Below are 21,345 nucleotides of genomic sequence, written 5' to 3'. Positions count from 1 at the left end.
TCCGGTCGTGCGTGAATCCGGTGAGCGTGGCGGTCGTACCGTCGGGGTACTGCGCAGCGCGAGCGCCGATGTCTGGGGAGGCACAGTGGGGGCATGGTCAGGACGCGACGCCCGAGGGCCCCTGGCGGGCCTGTTGGTCGCCGCGCTGGTGTCGCTCGCCTGCGCCGGCGGTGGGCTGGCCGAGCCGGAGGGCGAACGCCCGGGAGCGAACCCGCCGGCCGCCTCGCCGGGGCCGAACACCACCCGCGCCGACAGCACCACCAGCGTGGCCGAGTTCAAGCAGGACGTCGCCGACGCGCAGGCGGTCGCCGAGCGCTACTGGACGGGCCAGTTCAAGGCGTCCGGGAAGCGCTTCCAACCCGTCCGGCGGGTCACCCCGTACCAGCGGGCCGGCGAGGTCTCCTGCGGCGGGCAGCCGCTGCCCCGCAACAACGCGGTCTACTGCTCGCAGGGCGACTTCATCGCGTACGACGTCGCCTGGTCGGTGGCGGCGTTCCGCGAGGTCGGTGACGCGTTCGTGTTCTACCTGCTCGGCCACGAGTACGCCCACGGCATCCAGGTGCGTCTCGGCATCAACTACAGCTTCACCATCCAGCAGGAGTTGCAGGCCGACTGCATGGCGGGGGCGTACCTCGGCGACTCGGTGCGCTCCGGCGACCTGACCCTCGCCGAGGGCGACCTGGACGAGTTCCGGGAGGGGGTGGCGGCCGTCGGCGACGACCCCGACCAGCCGTGGTTCGCCGAGGGCGCGCACGGCACCGCCGAGCAGCGCACCGACATGTTCTTCCGCGGCTACGAGCGCTCGCTGAAGGAGTGCGACCTGGGCTGAGCGGGGTTGCCCGGATCACCCCGGCGCCCGTTGCCGCCACCGGCCACGGGTCGTGCTGGCAGGATCGCCGGTGTCGCCCACGACCCTGGAGGATCCGCTGAGCAGCCAACACCCCGCCGCCGTGCTCTTCGACATGGACGGCACGCTTGTCGACAGCGAGAAGCTGTGGGACGTCGCGCTGCAGGAACTGGCGCGCGAGTACGGCGGTGACCTCTCCGCCGACGCCCGCCGGTCGATCATCGGCACCGCCATGGCCGAGTCGATGCGCATCCTGCACGACGACCTGGGGCAGCCCGAACGGGACCCGGAGATCAGCGCGGCGTGGATCAACGCCCGGATCCTGGAGCTGTTCCGGAGCGGTCTGCCCTGGCGGCCGGGGGCGTTCGAGCTGTTGCACGCGGTCCGCTCGGCGGGAATCCCCACCGCGCTGGTCACCTCCAGCCCGCGGGCCCTCGTCGAGATCGCCCTGGACACCCTGGGTCGGGACAACTTCGACGTGGTGGTCGCCGGCGACGAGGTGGTCGCGGCCAAGCCCCACCCGGAGCCCTACCTGACCGCCGCGCGGCTGCTCGGCGTGCCGATCGAGCGCTGTGTGGCGATCGAGGACTCACCGACCGGGGTGGCCAGCGCGCTCGCCTCCGGCGCGGCCGTGCTGGCCGTACCCGCCGAGGTGCCGTTGCCCGACAAGGCCGGCGTACACCAGGTGGAGAGCCTGACGGGCGTGGACCTGAAGGTGCTCGCGGCCCTGCTGGCCGACCGGGCCGCGGCCTGACGAAAACGTGGCCTGACGAAGAAGGGGGACCCCGCCGTGCGGGGCCCCCCTTTTCTCAGCCTGGCGTCAGTCGTGGGCGATCGCGCCCAGGACGTTGATCCGGGCCGCCCGCACGGCGGGGAGCACCGCCGCCACCACCCCGATGATCGCGGCGAGACCGAGGAAGACGACCATCTGCCCCCAGGGCAGGTTCAGGTCGGTGATGCCCTCGTCCTTGAGCGCCTCGACCACCGCGGCGCCGAGGCCGATGCCGACCGCCACGCCCAGCAGCGCGCCGAACACGGAGATCACCACCGCCTCGACCGTGATCATGCCCATGGTCTGCCCGCGGCGCAGGCCGATGGCCCGCAGCAGACCCAGCTCCCGGGTCCGCTCCAGCACCGACAGCGCCAGGGTGTTGATGATGCCGAGCCCGGCGATGATGATGGCCAGCGCCAACAGGATCTTGATCATCGTGAGCAGCCCGTCGAGCGAACTCGTCTGCTGCTTGATGAACGCGTCCCGGTCGGCCACCGACACCTCGGGGCTGTCCGCGAGCAGCGTCTCCACCTGCGGTTGCACGTCGGCGACCCGGGCGCCCGGCGCCAGTTGGATGAAGCCCTGGATGGGCTGCGGGATCGCGAAGTCCTTCGCCGCCGTCGCCGGCAACGTCACCGGGTTGGTCAACTGCGACGACTCGTAGATGCCGCTGATCGTGTACGTGCGGGCCTCGCCCCGGGTCAGCTGCACGCTCACGGTCGAGCCGACCGACCAGCCACGGGACTTGGCGGTGTCGGAGCTGACGAGCATCTGCGTCGGCGAGAGCCTGTCGATGTCACCGGCGGTGGCCTTCGCTCCGAAGATCTGCCGCAGCGATGCGACGTCGCTGCTCGCCGCCACCCAGGTGCCCTCGCCGTTGATCCTGGCCATGTCGCCGTACTCGCCGTCGACCATCTGCACGCCGGGCAGGGCCTTGGCCCGGTCCAGCACACCCGGGTCGAAGCTCGGCGGACGCGGCCCACCCTGCTGGCCGGAGATCACCAGCTCGGCCTTGATGGTGTCCTGGGCGAGCGCGCTGATGCTGCTCTTGGCCGAGTCGAGGATCACCGTGATGCCGGTGACCAGTGCGATGCCGACCATCAGCGCGGCGGCGGTGATGGCGGTGCGACGCGGGTTGCGCCCGGAGTTCAGCCGGCCCAGCTTGCCCGGCACGGACCAGGAGAAGATCGCACCGAGCAGGTTCACCACCGGCCGGCTGATCAGTGGCGTCAGCAGCGCCACACCGATGAAGGCGAACAGCACCCCACCCAGGATGGTGGCGAGGGTCTGACCACCCGCGTTGCCGCTGAGCCCCACGAAGAGCAGCAGCGCGCCGATGCCGGTGACCACCGACCCGGCCACCGTGACCTTGGTCAACGGCCGGTCCGGCGTGGCCACGTCCTGCATGGCCGCGATCGGCGGGATCCGGGATGCCCGCAGCGCCGGCAGCAGCGCCGCCACCACGGTGATCACCAGACCGACGCCGAAGGAACCGATCACCGCGGCCGCCGGCACACCGATCCCGGCCAGGGTCAGCCCACCGGCCAACTTGCCGAACAGGTACGCCAGCAGCGCCCCCACACCGATGCCGGCCGCCAGGCCGAGCACCGACGCGATCAACCCGACCGCGATGGCCTCCAGCACCACCGAGCCGATGATCTGACGGCCGCTCGCCCCGATGGCGCGCATCAGCGCCAGCTCCCGGGTGCGCTGCGCCACGATGATCGAGAAGGTGTTGAGGATGAGGAACGTGGCGACCAGCAGCGCCACCGCGGCGAAGCCGAGCAGGATCTTGTTGAAGAAGGACAGGCCCTCCTTCAGGCTGGCCGAGGCGTCCGCGGCCACCTGCTTGCCGGTCTTGACCTCGAAGTCCGCGCCCAGGGTGCGGGCCACGTCGTCGCGCAGCCTCTCGTCCGAGACGCCGTCGGCGGCGCGCAGTGTGATGCTGCTGAACGTGTCCGGCTGGCCCAGCATCAGCCGCTGCGCCACCGGCGTGGTGAAGAAGACCTCGTTGACGCCGCCGATCGAGTCCCGGTCACCGCTGTAACCGAGGATGCCGACCAGCGTGAACTCCCGCTTCTTGGACTCGAACGCGGTGAGCACACCGACCTTCTGGCCCACCTGCACCTTCGCCGTCGTGGCCAACGCCTTGTTGACCACGATCTCGTCCTCGGCCTGTGGCGCGCGCCCCTCCCGCAGCTGCATCAGGTCGCTCTCGCCGGTCCAGTTCTCGCCCAACTGCGGCGGACCGAACGAGGTGATCACCTTGCCGTTGCTGCCGATCACCCGGGCGCCGTCGGCGTTGACGATGCCGGTCGCCGAGGCCACCCCCGGCACCTGCTTGACCCGGTCCACCACGGCGGCCGGCAGCGGAGAGGCGGTCTGCTCGCCCTCCATCTCGTCGACCTGCACCTTCGGCTTCGCCGCGACGTTCACGTCGATCTCGGAGAACCCGTCGGCGAAGACCGAGTCGAAGGATCGGCCCAGCGTGTCGGTCAGCACGAACGCGCCGGAGACGAACATGACCCCGAGCACCACCGCCAGCCCGGACAGGATCAGCCGGACCTTGCGGGCCAGCAGACTCTTGAGTGTCGCCCGGAACATCAGTTGCCCACCTCGGCCGGAGTGTCCAGCTTCTTCATGGTGTCCAGCACCGTGTCGGCGGTCGGCTCGATCAACTCCGAGACGATCTGCCCGTCGGCGAGGAAGACCACCCGATCGGCGTACGCGGCGGCGGTCGGGTCGTGGGTGACCATGACGATGGTCTGGCCGTGCTCACGCACCGAGTTGCGCAGGAAACCGAGCACCTCCGCGCCGGAGCGCGAGTCCAGGTTGCCGGTCGGCTCATCAGCGAAGATCACGTCGGGGCGGGAGACCAGCGCCCGCGCGCACGCCACCCGCTGCTGCTGACCGCCGGAGAGCTGCGCCGGCCGGTGCTCCAACCGGTCCTGCAGGCCCACCGTCTTGATCACCGTGTCGTACCAGGCCGGGTCCGGCTTGCGACCGGCGATCGACAACGGCAGCAGGATGTTCTCCTTCGCGGTGAGCGTCGGCAGCAGGTTGAACTGCTGGAAGATGAAGCCCACCTTGTCCCGGCGCAGCTTCGTCAGCCCCGAGTCGCCCAGACCGGTGACCGTCGTCGCACCGATCGACACCGTCCCCCGGGTCACCGAGTCCAGACCAGCCAGGCAGTGCATCAGCGTCGACTTGCCGGAACCCGACGGGCCCATGATCGCGGTGAAGCGGCCACGTTCGAACTCCGCGCTGACCCCCCGCAGCGCGATGACCTGAGCCTCGCCGCTGCCGTACACCTTCCACACGTCGTTCGCCCGGGCCGCGGCCTGCGCCTGCTGGCCTACCGTCGCGGTCACGTCATCTACCTCTTCCGTCTGTCCGAATCTCACGCCGCCCCCCGATGGTCCGGCGTGACCGTTCAATCTTCGGCGCTGCTCGCGCCCGTCCCGTCCGCCCCTGGGGGGACCCGGCGCGGATTTCCCGCTGCGGGTGCACCCCCATGCCGCATCAGGGTTGCCCCTGACCCGGCCGCCGATCGACAGGTTTCCCGACCGGCGAAACACCGCCGGACACGACACGTCCCCCGTTGGCCACAGGAGGGTCAACCGCGCCGAGCCGTCTACGGTCACGGTAGGTGAGCACGGCAACAGCGCCGTCCCCCCACGGAGGGATCTTCGAGTACGCCGGGTGGGGTAGCCGCCGCGCGTCCGCTACGCCCGCGGGCGGACCAGACCCGACTCGTACGCCAGCACGACCGCCTGCACGCGGTCGCGCAGCCGCAGCTTGGTCAGCACGTGCCCCACGTGGGTCTTGACGGTGGTCTCGCTGACCGACAGCACCGCCGCGATCTCGGCGTTGGACAACCCCCGGGCCACCTGCACCAGCACCTCGCGTTCCCGGTCGGTGAGCGCGCTGAGCGTCGCCGACGGTGTTGCCGCCGGGTCCGGCAGCAGGTCGGCGAAGCGCTCCAGCAGCCGCCGCAAAATCCGCGGCGCGACCACCGCGTCCCCGCCGGCCACCGTGCGGATCGCCGCGATCAGCTCCTCGGCGGGTACGTCCTTGGCCAGGAACCCGCTGGCGCCCGCGCGCAGCGCCCCCACCACGTACTCGTCGAGGTCGAACGTGGTCAGCACCAGCACCCGCACCGGCAGGCGGGAGTCGACGATCGCCCGGGTCGCCGCCACCCCGTCCATCCGGGGCATCCGGATGTCCATCAGCACGACGTCGGGCAGCAGTCGCCGGGACAGCTCCACCGCCTCCACGCCGTCGCCGGCCTCCGCCACCACGTCCAGGTCACCCTCGGCGCCCAGCACCATCCGGAAGCCCGTGCGCAGCAGCGGCTGGTCGTCGGCGAGCAGGATCCGTACCGGCCGCGCCGAGGCAACCCGATCGGCCATCACGTCTCCCGTCCCCTCGCCGTCGCGCCCACACCGGTCATCGTCGCGTACCCGGCCGGCGCGTCGTGGACCACGGTAGAGGCCCGCCGGCCGCGGTGTCCCGACCGACGCGGCACCGTCGCGGTCGGGTCCGAAAGCCCGCCGCGGCCCTCACTCGTCGGCGCCGGGCACCACCGGAGCGGAGCGTGCGTCACGCAGCGGATCGGCGTTCGCCGCCGCGACGGGGAACGGCGGTGGAGTGCCGCCGAAGGTGGGGCAGAGGGCCTGGTGACTGCACCAGTCGCACAACCTGCTCGGACGGGGTCGGAAATCCTGTCGGGCGGTGGCCTGCTCGATCGCCCGCCACAACGCCACCACCGTGCGCTCGAAGCGGACCAGCTCGTCGGCGTCGGGGGTGTAATCCAACACCTCGGCGTCGCGCAGGTAGAGCAGACGCAGCACCCGGGGCACCACCCCCCGGGTGCGCCACAGCACCAGCGCGTAGAACTTCAGCTGGAACAGCGCCCGCGCCTCGAACGCCTCCCGGGGCGCGCCGCCGGTCTTGTAGTCGACCACCCGCAGCGCGCCGTCCGGGGCGACGTCGAGCCGGTCGAGATAACCCCGGATCAGCAGCTCCTCATCGACGACCGCCGAGATCAGGCTCTCCCGTTCGGCCGGCTCCAGCCGGGTCGGGTCCTCCACGGCGAAGTAGCCCTCCAGCAGCCCCGCCGCGGAGCGCAGGAACTCCACCGGGCCGGCCGGCTCGGCGCCGTCGAAGATCCCGGCCAGCTCCGGCTGCTCGGTGACCAGCCGGTCCCACTGGGGGGCCACCAGGTCGCCGGCCGCGGCCGGCGTGCGGGCCTGCGCGGGCAGGTCGAACAGCCGCTCCAGCACCGCGTGCACCAGCGTGCCCCGGGCCTGCTCGACGGTCGTCCGCTCCGGCAGCCGGTCGATGCTGCGGAACCGGTAGAGCAGCGGGCAGGTCTTGAAATCCGCTGCCCGCGACGGGGACAGCGAGGCCCGCACCGTCGGCAGTGTCTGCGCCGGGGAGGAGGACTGGGGGGTGGTGACCGGTTCCGCCGTCATGTCCGCAAAGGTTAGGGCACCGGTGTGACACCGCCCGCCGCCCGCCCCACGCCGGGCCGGTCCGTAGCATCGGTGCGATGGAGCAGACATCCCGGCCGCCGCGTCGGTCCGACCGGCGACCCGGTCTGAGCGTGGGCCGGGTGCTCGGGGTGCCATTGCACCTCAACGCCTCGATGCTCCTGCTCGCCGTGCTGGTCGCCGTGCTCTACGCCGAGTTCGCCCGCCGGCAACTGGACCTGCCGCAGGTCAGCGGCTATCTGATCGGCTTCGGGTTCGTGGTGTCACTGCTCGGCTCGGTGCTGCTGCACGAGTTGGGTCACGCGCTCACGGCCCGCCGCTACGGCATCGGTGTGCGCGGGATCACCCTGGAACTGCTCGGCGGGTACACCGAGATGGACCGGGACGCCCCGACGCCCAAGGTCGACCTGCTGGTGTCGCTGGCCGGCCCGGCGGTCTCCGCGGTCCTCGGCGTCCTCGCGGTCGCCGCCACCCTGGCCCTGCCCCCGGGCACCGTGGCCCACCAGCTCGCCTTCCAGCTCGCCCTGAGCAACGTCATCGTCGCGCTGTTCAACATCCTCCCCGGGCTGCCGCTGGACGGCGGGCGTGCCCTGCGCGCCGCCGTGTGGGGCCTGACCCGCGACCGGCACCGCGGCACCGAGGTCGCCGGCTGGGCGGGCCGCGTCGTCGCCGTCGGCACCGCCGCCCTGGTCGGACTCCTGACCCTGACCGACTTTCTGGCGCCGGTGGCGCTGCCGCTGATGCTGCTGGTCGCCGTCACGCTCTGGCGCGGGGCCGGGCAGTCGATCCGGGCCGCGCGGGTCAGCCGGCGGTTCCCGCTGATCGACCTGTCCCGACTGGCGCGGCCGATCTGGCCGGTGCCCACCGGCACGCCGCTGTCCGAGGCCCAGCGCCGCCGCGCCGAGGGCGGGCAGCCCGCCGCCGCGCTGCTGGTCACCGACTCCACCGGCCACCCCGTGGCGCTTGTCGACCCGGCCGCCGCCGCGGCCGTCCCCGCCGAGCGCCGCCCCTGGCTGGCGGTGGACGCCGTCGCCCGCGCACTGGCCGGGCTCCCCACCCTCCCGGTCGGGCTGGACGGCGAACGGGTGATGGAGGCCGTGCAGACCCACCCGGGCGCGCAGTACGTGGTGACGTCAGGCGAAGATGTCGTCGGCATTCTGCACATCGGGGACCTGGCACAGCTCCTCGAACCCAACCGGAAGATGACATCGTGACCGCAACTCCCTCCACCGTCGCCGCCGACCCCGCCAACCCGGCGCTGACACCCGTGCACCGTGGCCCGTTCCGGCCCGGCGACCGGGTGCAGCTGACCGACCCCAAGGGGCGGATGCACACCGTGACGCTGGAGCCCGGCAAGGAGTTCCACACCCACCGCGGCATCCTGGCCCACGACGCGCTGATCGGGCTGCCCGACGGCAGCGTGGTGACCACCTCCGGCGGCGGCACCGCCTTCCTGGCGCTGCGCCCGCTGCTCTCGGACTACGTGCTGTCCATGCCGCGCGGCGCCCAGGTGATCTACCCGAAGGATTCGGCGCAGATCGTCGCGATGGGCGACATCTTCCCCGGCGCGAAGGTCCTCGAGGCCGGCGCCGGCTCCGGCGCGCTCAGCTGCTCGCTGCTGCGCGCGGTCGGCACCGAGGGGGAGTTGCACTCGTTCGAGCTGCGCGAGGACTTCGCCCAGATCGCCAAGCGCAACGTCGAGGCGTTCTTCAACGGGCCGCACCCCTCCTGGCACCTGCACGTCGGCGACGTCGCACAGTGCCAGGAGACCGGCTTCGACCGGATCATCCTGGACATGCTGACCCCCTGGGAGACCCTCGACATGGTCGAGCGGGCGCTGGTGCCCGGCGGCGTGTTCATCGGCTACGTGGCCACCACGCCCCAGCTCTCCGAACTCGTCGAGGCGCTGCGCGAGCGCGGCGGCTGGACCGAGCCCCGTGCCTGGGAGTCGCTGGTGCGCGACTGGCACGCCGAGGGCCTCGCCGTCCGCCCCGACCACCGGATGATCGCGCACACCGCGTTCCTGGTCGCCGCGCGCAAGCTCGCCCCGGGCGTCACCGCGCCGCCACGCCGCCGCAAGCCCAGCAAGGGCACCGAGGCGTACGCGCAGCGCCGGCAGGACCTGCGCGAGGCCGAGGCGGCCCGGCAGGCGGCCGCCGTCCGGGCCGCCGGCGGGCAGCCCGACGCGACGGGGGAGATGGACAGGCCGTGACCATCGGCGAGCGGGGGGAGGCGGCGGCATGAGCCGACCGGGTTACGGCGGCGGCGACCTGCCCGCCGTGTTTCCGGACTGGTCGCCCTACCAGGACCTGGAGTCGGCGGCGCGGGCCTATCTGCGCGACCCGGACGTCGCCCTGGAGGCGCTCGGCGGGGTGCTGCGCGGCGCCTCGGTGCTCGGCTTCACCCTGGAACGCTTCGTCAACGAGGTCAACGGCGTGTGGCAGGAGGTCGTCGTCTGCGACGGCAGCCGGCTGATCCTGTGGCACGGCGAGGACGTGCCGCCGGGGGAGGGGCCGCCGGGGTCGATGACGTCGTCCCTGCGGGTCGTGCCGGTCTCCACGGTCACCGAGGTGGGTTGCCGGCGGCGGCTCAACCGCTCCGACAGCGGCGAGATCCGAGTCGACAGCATCGACGTCTACCTGCTGCTCACCTCGTTGGACGAGGCCCCGCCGAGCGAGGAGATGGCGGGTACGCCCCGGCACGACGCGCTGCGCTTCGGCAAGACCCTCGACGACGGCGGCGCCGGGCAGATCGCCCGGCTGGAGGAGTTCGCCCGGCTGGTGGCGTCGGTGGTCGGCCGCCCGATGCTCTGAGCCGCCCCGGGGCGGGTCGAGCCGGCGTCACGTGGATTGCGCGACGCCGGCGCCCGTCCGGCTCAGTCGTCCTCGGCGTCCGGGCCGGCGACCTCGACGCCGTCGCCGCGCACCACGTGGATGCAGTCGCCCGGGCACTCCTTCGCGGAGTCGATCACTTCGAGGCGCAGGTGCGCGGGCACGTCCACCCGGCTGCCCGGCGCCATCCGCAGCTCACCGTCGACGCCCTTGACGTACGCCAGGCCGTCGATGTCGAACTCGAACACCTCCGGCGCGTACTGCACGCAGAGCCCGTCACCCGTGCAGAGATCCTGGTCCACCCAGACCTGCAACTGGTCGGTCGCGACCTCGGCCACCGGTGCACCCCCCATGTTCTCCCGTACCAGCCTCCGACGGTACCTGAACGCCCGTACCGGCCCGCCAGGCCACCCTTGGCGATCAAGGTTCGGTGACGAGGGTGTTGCGTGGGACCGAATCGGGCTCATAGCGGCTAGTGTTAGGTCAGAACGTTCAAGCCCCCCGGGGAGGTGGGACGTGGCAGCACGCAGCGACGACGCGGACTCGCGCGCCGCACGGTGGGAGAAGGAAGCCCACGATCTCTCCACGCAGGTCGCGTTCCTTCAGGAGGAACTCGCCCTGGTGCGGCGGAAGTTGACCGAAAGCCCCCGACACGTCCGGCAGCTCGAAGAGCGGCTGGCGGCCACCCAGGCACAGTTGGCGCGGCTGACCGAGAACAACGACCGGCTGGTGAGCACCCTCAAGGAGGCTCGCACGCAGATCGTCACGCTCAAGGAGGAGATCGACCGGCTCGCACAGCCGCCGAGTGGCTACGGAGTCTTCCTGGCCAAGCACGACGACGGGACGGTGGACGTCTTCACCGGCGGCCGAAAGCTGCGGGTCGCCGTCTCGCCCTCACTGGACGTGGACGAACTGCGCCGCGGCCAGGAGGTCCTGCTCAACGACGCGCTCAACATCGTCGACGCGTTCGGGTACGAGCGGGTCGGTGAGGTCGTGATGCTCAAGGAGATCCTGGAGGGACCGAACGGCGGGCCGGGCGACCGGGCGCTGGTGGTCTCCCACTCCGACGAGGAGCGCATCGTGCACCTCGCCGAGACGCTCATCGGCTCGGCGATCCGGGCCGGCGACTCGCTCATGATCGAGCCCCGCTCGGCGTACGCGTACGAGCGGATCCCCAAGAGCGAGGTCGAGGAGCTGGTCCTGGAGGAGGTGCCCGACGTCGACTACAGCGACATCGGTGGCCTCCAGTCGCAGATCGAGCAGATCCGCGACGCGGTGGAGCTGCCGTTCCTGCACGCGGACCTCTTCCGCGAGCACCAGCTCCGCCCACCCAAGGGCATCCTGCTCTACGGCCCGCCCGGCTGCGGCAAGACGCTGATCGCCAAGGCGGTGGCCAACTCGCTGGCCAAGAAGATCGCCGAGCGCCAGGGCAAGGAGAAGCACACCAGCTTCTTCCTCAACATCAAGGGCCCGGAGCTGCTCAACAAGTACGTCGGCGAGACCGAGCGGCACATCCGGCTGATCTTCCAGCGGGCTCGGGAGAAGGCCGGCGAGGGCACCCCGGTGATCGTGTTCTTCGACGAGATGGACTCGATCTTCCGGACCCGCGGCTCCGGCGTCTCGTCCGACGTGGAGAACACGATCGTCCCGCAGCTGCTCAGTGAGATCGACGGCGTGGAGGGCCTGGAGAACGTCATCGTCATCGGCGCCTCCAACCGGGAAGACATGATCGACCCGGCGATCCTGCGCCCCGGTCGGCTCGACGTGAAAATCAAGATCGAGCGACCGGACGCCGAGGCGGCGAAGGACATCTTCTCCAAGTACATCCTCTCCGGGCTCCCGCTGCACCCGGACGACCTCGCCGAACACGGAGCCGACCCCCAGGCCACCGTCGCCGCGATGATCGACGCCGTGGTGCTGCGGATGTACTCCGAAACCGAGGAGAACCGCTTCCTCGAAGTCACCTACGCCAACGGTGACAAGGAAGTCCTCTACTTCAAGGACTTCAACTCCGGCGCGATGATCCAGAACATCGTCGACCGGAGCAAGAAGATGGCCATCAAGGAGTTCCTCACCTCCGGTCGCAAGGGCCTGCGCCTGCAGCACCTGCTCGACGCCTGCGTCGACGAGTTCCGCGAGAACGAGGACCTGCCCAACACCACCAACCCCGACGACTGGGCCCGCATCTCCGGCAAGAAGGGCGAGCGGATCGTCTACATCCGCACGCTCGTCTCCGGCGGCAAGGGCGCCGAGGCCGGCCGGTCCATCGAGACCGCCAGCAACACCGGCCAGTACCTCTGACAACTCCCGGCGGCGGCACCAGCTAGCTCTGGTGCCGCCGTCGTACGTCCACCGCACCGTGCCGCGGGCCTGCGACGGGCGGCCCAACAGGCACGCCGCTTACCGCTAGACTGCGGCGACTTTGCCGACCGACCGAACGAGGACACACGTGCGTGCCGACGCCACCGTCGAAATGCCAGCAGTGCCAGGTGGCACGGACAGCCAGCGGCCGGCCGTGACGCCTCCCGCCCCGCCGACGGCCCGGCACCCCGGAACACTCCCGCTGCTCGTGATCCTGCTCGGCTGTTGGATCGTCCCGTTCGCCGCGAACGCCGTACACGCCGCGTGGCTGCTGCCCCCACTGATCCTGCTCGGCACGGCCAGCCTCCTGCGCTCCGGACGCACCTTGCTCGACCGGGTGACGCTCGCCCTCGCCCTGCTCGCCGGCCTCACCTGCGCCGCCGGGCTGCTCTTCACCGTCTGGCCCTGGGGCCTGCACCCCGTACCCGTCACCGGCTTGGCACTGACCGTGCTGACCCTGAGCGCCGTACTGTCCCGGCGCATGCCCCGGCTACCTCGCCCCGGCTGGTCGGACATCGCCTCGTTCGCCGCCGCCGCCCTCGGCGCCGGCTACCTCGCCTCTCCCTACCTGCGGACCGACAGGTTCAGTGAGCGACTCAACCTGGCCATGGCCGGCGAGGACAACAGTCGCCACCCCGCCCTCTTCGACGCGATCGACCGCCTCGGCGGTTACCTCTTCATCGACCCGGACACCGCGCGCGAGTACGTCTTCTCCGGCCTCGTGCACTATCCCCAGGGCTGGCACCTCACCACCGCGCTGCTCGACGGTTTCCTCCGCAGCGCCGGCGACCCGCCCACCGGGACCCGGCTGATGGACCACTACCTGTTCTGGTGCCTGGCCACCTTCGCCGGGTTGCTGCTCGTGTTGTGCTGGGCCGTTCAGCACGTCGCCGGCCCCCTGCGCCCGCTGCTTCGAGTCGTGCTCATCATCGCCACCACGGCCCTCGCCCTCGGAACCGAACTGCCCCGCCTGCTCGTCGCCGGCTATCCCAGCGAGACCTTCGGGCTCAGCCTGTCGACGATCCTCATCGCCCTCGTCGTCCGCCCCCTGCGCCGGCTACGCGAACAACTCATCGTGGTCGGGGCGCTTCTCATCGGGATCGGCTTCAGCTACTACCTGTTCCTGTTCCCCGTCGGCGGTATGGTGCTCTGCTGGCTCGTCGCCGATCGGCGTCGGCTGCGCGCCCGCGCCGGCACCGTCGCCGCCGTCGCGGTGCCAACCGCCCTGCTGGCCCCACTGATCGCCCTGCTCGGCCTGCTCATCGCCGGCCAGAGCGAGGCGCTCACGGCGCCCGGTGGCACGCCCATGGTCGAGACCTACAACACCCTGCTCGGGCTCGGGGCGATAGTGCTCGCCGCCGTTCTCACCCGTACCAACCTGGGTGAATCCACCTGGCGGCGGTACCTTGTCACCCTCGCCGTGGCCCTGCTCTTCTCCGCGAGCATCGCCGTGGCCAACCTTGTCACCGGCACCGAACCCGCCTACTACTTCGGCAAGACCGCGCACCTGGTCATCGTCGTGCTCATCCTCGGGGCGTCCGCACTCGTCCGACTGGTGCCCGTGCCCGCCCCGCGCGTCGACGCCGCGTCGCGCCGCCAACGCGTCACCCAGGCACTCCCCGCCGTCGCCACGGCCACCCTGGTGACACTCGCCGTGCTCGCCGGCACCGGTCTGCTCGGCTGGACCGGCGGCTACTTCCACCGCACCGGCAAGGACCGCACCTGGGCGACGGACTGGGCGCGCCGGGACGTCAGCGGAATCTCCCGCTCCGCGTCGATCGCCACCACCGCCAACCGCAACTACCCGGCGATCCCCGGCACCGTCACCCTCATCATCGACAAGCGAGCCAACCAGGGCTACCGGGAGTCGATCTTCCTCTCCGCGATGCAGGGCACCAGCGGCCAGACCGAACCCGGAATCTACTTCTCGATCTTCGAGGAGCCAGCCCGGACCGTCGAGATCCTGCGCCGCACCCCCCGTCCACTGCGCCTCATCGTCGCCAGCCCCGAAGCCCAGCAGACCATCGACGGCGCGCTCGCCGCCGACCCGGCGCTGCGCGACGGACTCACTGTGGTGCCACTCAAGCCCGCCACGGCCCGGTGACGCGCCGCGCCGACCGGCAGGGCCGCTCGGTCGGTCACGACGCAGACTAGTCTCGATGGTGTGAGCGGGCAGGCACGCCCGCTCCAGCGACGAGCGAAGCGAGTGGTCGCATGACGGTACGTCGGATCATGGGCACCGAGGTCGAGTACGGCATCTCCGTGCCCGGCCAGGCCGGAGCCAACCCGATGGTCACCTCGTCCCAGGTGGTCAACGCCTACGGGGCCCGGCCCGAGCTCAACCGGGGCGGGCGTGCCCGCTGGGACTACGAGGAGGAGTCGCCACTGCGGGACGCCCGCGGCTTCACGTACTCCGGGGCCGCGTACGACCCCGCCGAGGCTCTCGCCGACGAGGATCTCGGCCTGGCCAACGTGATACTCACCAACGGCGCACGCCTCTACGTGGACCACGCCCACCCCGAATACTCCACACCCGAGGTCACCACCCCCCGCGACATCGTGCGCTGGGACAAGGCCGGCGAGCGGGTCATGGCCGAGGCGTCCCGCCGGGCCGCCACCATCCCCGGCAGCCAGCCGATCCACCTCTACAAGAACAACACCGACAACAAGGGCGCCAGCTACGGCGCCCACGAGAACTACCTGATGCGCCGCCAGACCCCGTTCGCCGACATCGTGGCGTACCTGACGCCGTTCTTCGTGACCCGGCAGATCGTCTGCGGCGCCGGCCGCGTCGGCATCGGGCAGGACGGCGGGCAGAGCGGCTTCCAGATCTCCCAGCGCGCCGACTTCTTCGAGGTCGAGGTCGGCCTGGAGACCACCCTCAAGCGGCCGATCATCAACACCCGCGACGAGCCGCACGCCGACGCCGACAAGTACCGCCGGCTGCACGTCATCATCGGCGACGCCAACCTCTCCGAGATCTCCACCTACCTCAAGGTGGGCACCACCGCGCTGATCCTCACCATGATCGAGGAGAAGGCGCTCGGCCCCGACCTCGGCATCGCCGACCCGGTCAGCGAACTGCGCGCGGTCAGCCACGACCCCTCGCTCACGCACCTCATGAGGCTGCGCGACGGCCGCCGCCTGACCGCCCTGGACGTGCAGTGGGCGTACCTGGAGCGGGTGCGGTCCTTTGTCGACGACCGCTACGGCACCGACGTCGACGAGCAGACCGCCGACGTGCTGGACCGCTGGGAGGACGTGCTGGACCGGCTCGGCCGCGACCCGATGCTCTGCGCCGACGAGCTCGACTGGGTGGCCAAGCTGCGGCTGCTGGAGGGCTACCGGGAGCGGGAGAAGCTCGGCTGGGGCTCGCACAAGCTCCAGCTCGTCGACCTGCAGTACTCCGACGTTCGCCCGGAGAAGGGCCTCTACAACCGGCTGGTCTCCCGCGGGGCGATGAAGACGCTGCTCACCGACGAGGAGACCCGCAGCGCCATGACCGAGCCCCCGGAGGACACCCGGGCCTACTTCCGTGGCCGCTGCCTCGCCCAGTACGCCTCCGAGGTGGTCGCCGCGAGCTGGGACTCGGTGATCTTCGACGTCGGCCGCGAGTCGCTGGTCCGGGTGCCGATGATGGAGCCGGAGCGAGGCACCCGCGCCCACGTCGGCGCCCTGTTCGACCGCTGCGCCAGCGCCAAGGACCTCCTGGAGACGCTGACCGGCGGCTGAACGCGGCCCCGAATGCCCGCTGTGCGCCGCAAGCCGGCGCGCAGCGGGCTTTTCGTCGTCCGAGCGAGGTAAGTTCATCGCAGACGATCGTGGAGGAGGCAGCAATGGCCACTCATGACAGCGGCGGCCAGTCGCAGTCCGGCAAGTCCCGCCAGGGCGAGGAGATCGAGGACGTCACCACGGAGGCCAACCCCGAGGTGGCCGAGCGGCACGCCGAGATCACCGAGGACGTCGACGACCTGCTCGACGAGATCGACTCGGTCCTGGAGGAGAACGCAGAGGAATTTGTCAGGGGCTACGTCCAAAAAGGGGGCGAATAGGGCATAGCCGGGCAAAACGGACATGCCTCTGGGTGACCGGGATGGCCACCGCCGCTGCCGCGACTGCGGCGAGTGGCTGCCCCTTGATCGATTCTGCGCGAACAGCAAGCGACCGGACGGTCGGGGTAGCTACTGCAAGCCCTGCTTCAATGTTCGATCCAAGGCGAGCTATGCCAAGCGCGTGAAGGAGCAGCAGGGCAGGGACGTGCGGCAGCCGCCCGCCGTGCCAGAGGGTCATCGGCGGTGCCCGCACTGCGATGTCACGAAGCCCCTCGATGACTTTCCGCGTAACCGGTCCGCCCGCAGCGGTTACGGCCGATACTGCAAGCCCTGCCACAACGAGAAGGGCAAGGAGAGCAGGCTCCGACTGCATGGCGGCAGTCGCGAGTACCACCTCCAGCGGCGCTACGGCATCGGGGATAAGGAGTTTCAGGAGCTCCTGGCCGAGCAGGGCGGGGTCTGCGCGATCTGTGGCGGCGCGGACCCGCAACATCTGGACCACGACCATCGCACCGGGTGGGTGCGCGGGATACTCTGCTTCAACTGCAACGGTGGTCTTGGCCAGTTCCGTGACAGTCCTACGAGGCTGGCCAGGGCGATCACGTACCTGAGAGGAACCACGTGGCAGCGGGCTTTGATCCATCCGGGCGTCTACCAGATGTGTTCACCAACGCGGGGACGTCCTCCTTCACCACGTTTCTGAGCCGGGTGGCGCCCGAGATGCTGCCCGGTCGTCGGCCGCTGCCGCCGGGCATGGCCGCCGACCTGGCGCCGCACGCGACCACCATCGTGGCGATCTCGGCCGCCGGTGGCGTGGTGATGGCCGGCGACCGACGGGCCACCATGGGCAACCTGATCGCCCAGCGCGACATCGAGAAGGTGCACCCCGCCGACGCGTACTCGCTTGTCGGCATCGCGGGCACCGCGGGCATCGGCATCGAGCTGATGCGACTGTTCCAGGTGGAGCTGGAGCACTACGAGAAGATCGAGGGCGCGATGCTCTCGCTCGACGGCAAGGCCAACCGGCTGGCGTCGATGATCCGGGGCAACCTGGGCGCGGCCATGCAGGGCCTCGCCGTGGTGCCGCTGTTCGCCGGCTTCGACCTGGCCGCCGCCGATCCGGCGCGGGCGGGGCGGATCTTCAGCTTCGACGTGACGGGTGGCCCGTACGAGGAGACCGGGTACGACGCGATCGGCTCGGGCTCGCTCTTCGCGAAGTCGGCGCTGAAGAAGCGTTTCCGGGCGGGTCTGTCCGTGGACGACGCGACCCGGCTCGCGGTCGAGGCGCTCTACGACGCGGCCGACGACGACACCGCGACCGGCGGACCGGACCTGACTCGCCGGATCTATCCGGTGGTGATGACCGCTACCGCCGAGGGCACCCGCCGGTTGACCGACACCGAGACGGCGGCGATCGCCGAGGGTGTGGTCGCCGGCCGGATGGAGAACCCGGGCGGATGAGCCCCGTCCACCCCCACCAGTCCGCAGTCGTCAGCACAGCGCCGTAAGGAGAACCGCCGCCGTGGCCATGCAGTTCTACGCCTCGCCCGAACAGATCATGCGCGACCGCTCCGAGCTGGCCCGCAAGGGCATCGCTCGGGGTCGCAGCGCGGTGGTCCTGAGCTACTCCGGCGGGGTGCTCTTCGTCGCGGAGAACCTCTCCAGCGCCCTGCACAAGGTCAGCGAGATCTACGACCGGATCGGCTTCGCCGCCGTCGGTCGGTACAACGAGTTCGAGAACCTGCGCCGGGCCGGGGTGCGGATGGCCGATCTGAACGGCCTGAGCTACGACCGACGCGACGTCACCGGGCGGGCGCTTGCCAACGCGTTCGCGCAGACGCTCGGCGCGATCTTCACCGAGCAGTCGAAGCCGTTCGAGGTGGAGATCTGCGTCGCCGAGGTCGGGACGACTCCGGATGACGACGAGCTGTACCGGCTCACCTATGACGGGTCGGTCAACGACGAGCCGGGCCGGATGGCCATGGGTGGCCAGGCCGAGGCGATCACCGGTGTGCTGAAGTCGCAGCACCGGGCGGACATGTCCCTCGGTGAGGCGGCCCGGGTGGCGGTGCAGGCGTTGAGCAGCGTCGGTGGTGAGGGCGGCGCGGCCCGCACGATCGCCGCCAACCAGCTCGAGGTGGCGGTGCTGGACCGTCAGCGGGTGGGGCGTACGTTCCGCCGGATCACGGGCGCGGCGCTGACGGCGCTGCTGGACGGCGATGTCGCGGCAGCGGAGGAGCCGGCCGAGGCGGGCGGGCCGGACACGCCGGCGCAGCCGACCACTGAGGCGCACAAGCCGACGACGTCGGCGGGCTCCGCAGACCTGGAGGACAAGCCGGCGGACGGCAAGTAGGGCGGGTCATGTCGGCGGGCGGCCAGTTTCCCGGGCCGCCCGCCGCTTTGCGTTCCCCGCCCGGCCCCGCCCCGGGCCGTGGGCCGTGGGCGGGCCGGTACGTCGGCCGCTGGCGATACGCGGCGGGCGTGGGCGGCGCGGGGTCAGAGCCCTCCGGTCACCCCGGGTGTGACGGCCTCGCGGTGCGGGACGTCGGTGGGGGTCGTGCCGCCGGTGCGGGTGCCGCGCAGCAGGGCGGCCATCGTGGCGGCGACCACCACGGAGCCGATGGCGTAGCCGAGCTCGACCCGTAGCGCGGTGGCGACCGGGGCGAGGGTGGCGACGACCAGCGCGGCCACGCCGACGGCCCAGGCGACGGCCTGCGCCCGGTGCCGGTCGAGGGCGAGCAGCGCCTGACCGAGGACCATCGCCCAGAGGTAGGCGAGGGTGGCTGCCGCGAGCCAGGCGAAGTCGCCGTGGCCGAGGACGTCGGGCGCGTCGAACAGGGTCTGCACCAGCCACGGGCCGAGCAGGACGGCGAGCACGGCGCCGGTGAGGCCGAGCGCGGTGACGACGCCCAGGGCCCGGCGCAGGAGGCCGTTGAAGGCCGTGCGGTCGCCGGTGGTGGCGGAGGTGGCGAGACCGGGGAGCAGGGACGCCTGCAGCGACGCGAAGACGAACAGCGGGATCCGGACCAGCACCAGCGCGGAGAGCAGGGCGCCGGCGGTGGCCACGTCGGACGGGTCCAGCACCTTGACGTTGATCACGCCGATGTTGACGACGACCTGGGAGAGCAGGCTGGACGCGATGAGCAGACCGAGGCCGCGCAGGAACGAGGCCCAGGCGACGGGGACGCCGCCGCCGATGGCCCGCAGGACCGGTGGGGCGGTGACCGCCACGCCGATCAGCGGCGCGGCGATCAGCACCGCGCCGAACCAGACGGGGGAGGTGACGCCGGTCAGACCGAGCAGGGCGACGAGGACGATGCGCAGGCCGCCGTCGACGCCGAGCTGGGTGCCGTACCAGGGGAACAGTTGCAGGCCGGAGAGCACGCCGCGGGTGGTGTGCGCGACGGCGAGCGCGGCGAGCGACCCGATCAGCACGATGACCATGTCGTTGTCACCAGCGAAGAGCCGGTCGGCGAGCGGCGCCCGGGCGATGACGATCAGCGCGACGATGGCGACCAGCAGACCGAGGGCCAGGGCGGCCCCCCGGGCCAGCACGGGCCCGGGGGTGAGGCCCTGACTGCGCCGGCCGGCGACGAGGCGGGCGACCTCCTGCTCGACGGGCATGAACAGGCCGATGCCGAGCGTGAAGACGATCGTCCAGAGCGCCGCGAGCGACGAGTAGTCCGCCTCGGTGAGGCTGTGCCCGGCGACGGCCAGGTGGACGTAGGAGGCGAGCCCCAGCAGGGCCAGGCCGGCGCCGACGGCGACGGTCCCCGGTGGGACGAGACTCAGGAGCCGGCGGATCACCGGCGAATGAGCGCCAACGTGAGCACGGCGAAGGCACGACCGAGGTAGATCATGGCCTTGGCAGGGGAGTGGCTGGGAGTGCCCGCCATCCGCTTGCGCATGGCCACCGGCACCTGGCGGATGGTGTAGCCCCGCCGGGCGGTGTGCACCAGCGTCTCGACCGTGTCACCCAGGTACTCCACCGGGTACCAGGTGGCGAACATGTCGATCACCCGGCGGTTGGCGGCCCGGAAGCCGGAGGTGGTGTCGGTGAGCTTGGTGCGGGCGACACGCGAGAGGACCCCGGAGAGCATGACCATGGCCCAGCGGCGGGGGCCGCGGACGCTGTAGTCGCCCTCGCCGGCGAACCGGGCGCCGATCACCAGGTCGGTCTCGTCGAGCAGGTCGACGAGCTTCGGCACGTACCGGGGGTCGTGCTGGCCGTCGGCGTCGATCTGGATGGCCACGTCGTAGTCGTGGTCGCGGGCGTACCGGTAGCCCAGGCGCATGGCGCCGCCGACGCCGAGGTTGTACGGCAGCTTGGCGACCCGGGCGCCGGCCGCCACGGCGACGGCGGCGGTGCGGTCGGTGGAGCCGTCGTCGACGACGAGCACGTCGACGCCGGGCAGTTCGCCGCGGACCTCTCCGACGACGTCGGCGATCGAACCGGACTCGTTGAGCGCGGGGATGATGATCAGGACCCGCTTGCCGTTAACCATCGTGCGACACCAGTTCGTCTCGGGCCGCCCGGTCCGCGTCGATCTCGGCGCGCAGGAGGGCGAAGTCTTCTGCCAGGGTGCGGGTCTCTTCCTCCAGGGCGCTGACCTCCCAGCTGAGGTGCACGCAGACCAGCAGGAGGAAGACGATGCCGAGGAAGAGCACGAGGCTCACGCCGGACTGGACGCCGAGCAGTTCGGCGACGTTGTCCAGCAGGCGGGGGAAGAGCGACAGCGGAATGACGATCACCAGGACGCCGAGCCAGAGCATGCCGTACTTTTCGCGGAGCTGCCGGCGGCGCAGCAGCTCGACGATCGTGGCCAGCAATATCAGGCCGGTCAAGCCGGTGACGAGGGTGAGCTTCATGCGACCTTCCACGGGGCGGGTGGAGCGGCGGAGGCGAACGTGGCGGCCAGGGTGGTGTGCCAGCCCGTGAGGGGTGGCAGACCCGCGGCGGCCCAACGGCCGTGCCCTAGCACACTGT

At 71.3% G+C, this 21,345-nt stretch carries 20 protein-coding genes; 12 read left to right on the top strand and 8 right to left on the bottom strand.

Features of this window, described 5'->3' with window-relative positions:
- Nucleotides 1-85: 85 nt before the first annotated feature.
- Both ACGGAQ_RS20785 and ACGGAQ_RS20780 read left to right on the top strand, forming a co-directional pair.
- Nucleotides 86-829, top strand: a complete 744-nt coding sequence (locus ACGGAQ_RS20785; RefSeq protein WP_393051591.1) for a neutral zinc metallopeptidase — start codon at nt 86-88, stop codon at nt 827-829.
- 121 nt (nt 830-950) lie between these two features.
- Nucleotides 951-1,601, top strand: coding sequence for an HAD family hydrolase (locus ACGGAQ_RS20780; protein WP_393051625.1), 651 nt, complete (start codon nt 951-953; stop codon nt 1,599-1,601).
- A gap of 66 nt (nt 1,602-1,667) precedes the next feature.
- Here the strand turns inward: ACGGAQ_RS20780 and ACGGAQ_RS20775 are convergent, their stop codons facing one another.
- The 4 genes from ACGGAQ_RS20775 to ACGGAQ_RS20760 all read right to left on the bottom strand — a co-directional run bounded on the left by ACGGAQ_RS20775 (nt 1,668) and on the right by ACGGAQ_RS20760 (nt 7,096).
- A complete protein-coding gene (locus ACGGAQ_RS20775; protein ID WP_393051589.1) occupies nt 1,668-4,223 on the bottom strand; it encodes an ABC transporter permease in 2,556 nt (851 codons plus the stop codon).
- A complete protein-coding gene (locus ACGGAQ_RS20770; protein ID WP_393051587.1) occupies nt 4,223-4,990 on the bottom strand; it encodes an ABC transporter ATP-binding protein in 768 nt (255 codons plus the stop codon). Before ACGGAQ_RS20770 ends, ACGGAQ_RS20775 begins: the two co-directional genes overlap by 1 nt.
- A 354-nt stretch (nt 4,991-5,344) precedes the next feature.
- Nucleotides 5,345-6,031: a response regulator transcription factor gene (locus ACGGAQ_RS20765; protein ID WP_355139073.1), complete on the bottom strand. Its 687-nt coding sequence runs from the start codon at nt 6,029-6,031 to the stop codon at nt 5,345-5,347.
- Nucleotides 6,032-6,181: 150 nt separating this feature from the next.
- Entirely contained in the window at nt 6,182-7,096 is a 915-nt protein-coding gene (locus tag ACGGAQ_RS20760; RefSeq protein WP_393051584.1) for a RecB family exonuclease, read from the bottom strand.
- 173 nt (nt 7,097-7,269) lie between these two features.
- Between ACGGAQ_RS20760 and ACGGAQ_RS20755 the strand changes: the two genes are divergently transcribed.
- Genes ACGGAQ_RS20755 through ACGGAQ_RS20745 form a run of 3 tightly spaced genes read left to right on the top strand, consistent with a single transcriptional unit; the run spans nt 7,270 to nt 9,927 of the window.
- Nucleotides 7,270-8,328, top strand: coding sequence for a site-2 protease family protein (locus tag ACGGAQ_RS20755; RefSeq protein WP_393051623.1), 1,059 nt, complete (start codon nt 7,270-7,272; stop codon nt 8,326-8,328).
- Complete coding sequence (locus ACGGAQ_RS20750; RefSeq protein ID WP_393051583.1) at nt 8,325-9,326, top strand: tRNA (adenine-N1)-methyltransferase; 1,002 nt, start codon at nt 8,325-8,327, stop codon at nt 9,324-9,326. The genes ACGGAQ_RS20755 and ACGGAQ_RS20750 overlap by 4 nt, the downstream gene beginning before the upstream one ends.
- Nucleotides 9,327-9,354: 28 nt before the next feature.
- Complete coding sequence (locus ACGGAQ_RS20745; RefSeq protein ID WP_007459901.1) at nt 9,355-9,927, top strand: hypothetical protein; 573 nt, start codon at nt 9,355-9,357, stop codon at nt 9,925-9,927.
- 62 nt (nt 9,928-9,989) lie between these two features.
- Here the strand turns inward: ACGGAQ_RS20745 and ACGGAQ_RS20740 are convergent, their stop codons facing one another.
- Nucleotides 9,990-10,283, bottom strand: a complete 294-nt coding sequence (locus ACGGAQ_RS20740) for a ferredoxin (RefSeq protein ID WP_039908212.1) — start codon at nt 10,281-10,283, stop codon at nt 9,990-9,992.
- Nucleotides 10,284-10,461: 178 nt separating this feature from the next.
- Between ACGGAQ_RS20740 and arc the strand changes: the two genes are divergently transcribed.
- From arc to prcA, 7 genes are all read left to right on the top strand, one after another.
- On the top strand, nt 10,462-12,246 hold the full coding sequence (gene arc / locus ACGGAQ_RS20735) for a proteasome ATPase (RefSeq protein ID WP_393051580.1): 1,785 nt from the start codon (nt 10,462-10,464) through the stop codon (nt 12,244-12,246).
- A 214-nt stretch (nt 12,247-12,460) separates the two neighbouring features.
- The gene (locus tag ACGGAQ_RS20730; RefSeq protein WP_393051578.1) at nt 12,461-14,410 is read left to right on the top strand and encodes a hypothetical protein; all 1,950 of its coding nucleotides are present in this window, start codon (nt 12,461-12,463) and stop codon (nt 14,408-14,410) included.
- 110 nt (nt 14,411-14,520) lie between these two features.
- Complete coding sequence (dop, locus tag ACGGAQ_RS20725) at nt 14,521-16,038, top strand: depupylase/deamidase Dop (RefSeq protein WP_393051576.1); 1,518 nt, start codon at nt 14,521-14,523, stop codon at nt 16,036-16,038.
- Between the two features lie 104 nt (nt 16,039-16,142).
- Entirely contained in the window at nt 16,143-16,358 is a 216-nt protein-coding gene (locus tag ACGGAQ_RS20720) for a ubiquitin-like protein Pup (RefSeq protein WP_088948111.1), read from the top strand.
- A 22-nt stretch (nt 16,359-16,380) separates the two neighbouring features.
- Complete coding sequence (locus tag ACGGAQ_RS20715) at nt 16,381-17,061, top strand: endonuclease VII domain-containing protein (protein WP_393051574.1); 681 nt, start codon at nt 16,381-16,383, stop codon at nt 17,059-17,061.
- Nucleotides 16,980-17,819, top strand: coding sequence for a proteasome subunit beta (gene prcB, locus ACGGAQ_RS20710; protein ID WP_234581940.1), 840 nt, complete (start codon nt 16,980-16,982; stop codon nt 17,817-17,819). The genes ACGGAQ_RS20715 and prcB overlap by 82 nt, the downstream gene beginning before the upstream one ends.
- A gap of 61 nt (nt 17,820-17,880) precedes the next feature.
- On the top strand, nt 17,881-18,711 hold the full coding sequence (gene prcA, locus ACGGAQ_RS20705) for a proteasome subunit alpha (RefSeq protein WP_393051572.1): 831 nt from the start codon (nt 17,881-17,883) through the stop codon (nt 18,709-18,711).
- A 143-nt stretch (nt 18,712-18,854) separates the two neighbouring features.
- On the opposite strand, the gene ACGGAQ_RS20700 is transcribed toward prcA, so the two are convergent.
- From ACGGAQ_RS20700 to ACGGAQ_RS20690, 3 genes are read right to left on the bottom strand one after another with little or no spacing between them, the layout of a single operon-like run.
- Nucleotides 18,855-20,165: a polysaccharide biosynthesis protein gene (locus tag ACGGAQ_RS20700; RefSeq protein ID WP_393051570.1), complete on the bottom strand. Its 1,311-nt coding sequence runs from the start codon at nt 20,163-20,165 to the stop codon at nt 18,855-18,857.
- On the bottom strand, nt 20,162-20,863 hold the full coding sequence (locus tag ACGGAQ_RS20695; RefSeq protein WP_393051568.1) for a glycosyltransferase family 2 protein: 702 nt from the start codon (nt 20,861-20,863) through the stop codon (nt 20,162-20,164). Before ACGGAQ_RS20695 ends, ACGGAQ_RS20700 begins: the two co-directional genes overlap by 4 nt.
- Nucleotides 20,856-21,227: a DUF2304 domain-containing protein gene (locus tag ACGGAQ_RS20690; protein ID WP_354862556.1), complete on the bottom strand. Its 372-nt coding sequence runs from the start codon at nt 21,225-21,227 to the stop codon at nt 20,856-20,858. The genes ACGGAQ_RS20695 and ACGGAQ_RS20690 overlap by 8 nt, the downstream gene beginning before the upstream one ends.
- Nucleotides 21,228-21,345: the final 118 nt, after the last annotated feature.

The organism is Micromonospora sp. NPDC047557 (assembly GCF_043205095.1).
In the GTDB taxonomy this organism is placed as follows: domain Bacteria; phylum Actinomycetota; class Actinomycetes; order Mycobacteriales; family Micromonosporaceae; genus Micromonospora.
This window is presented reverse-complemented; position numbering and strand designations above follow the sequence as displayed.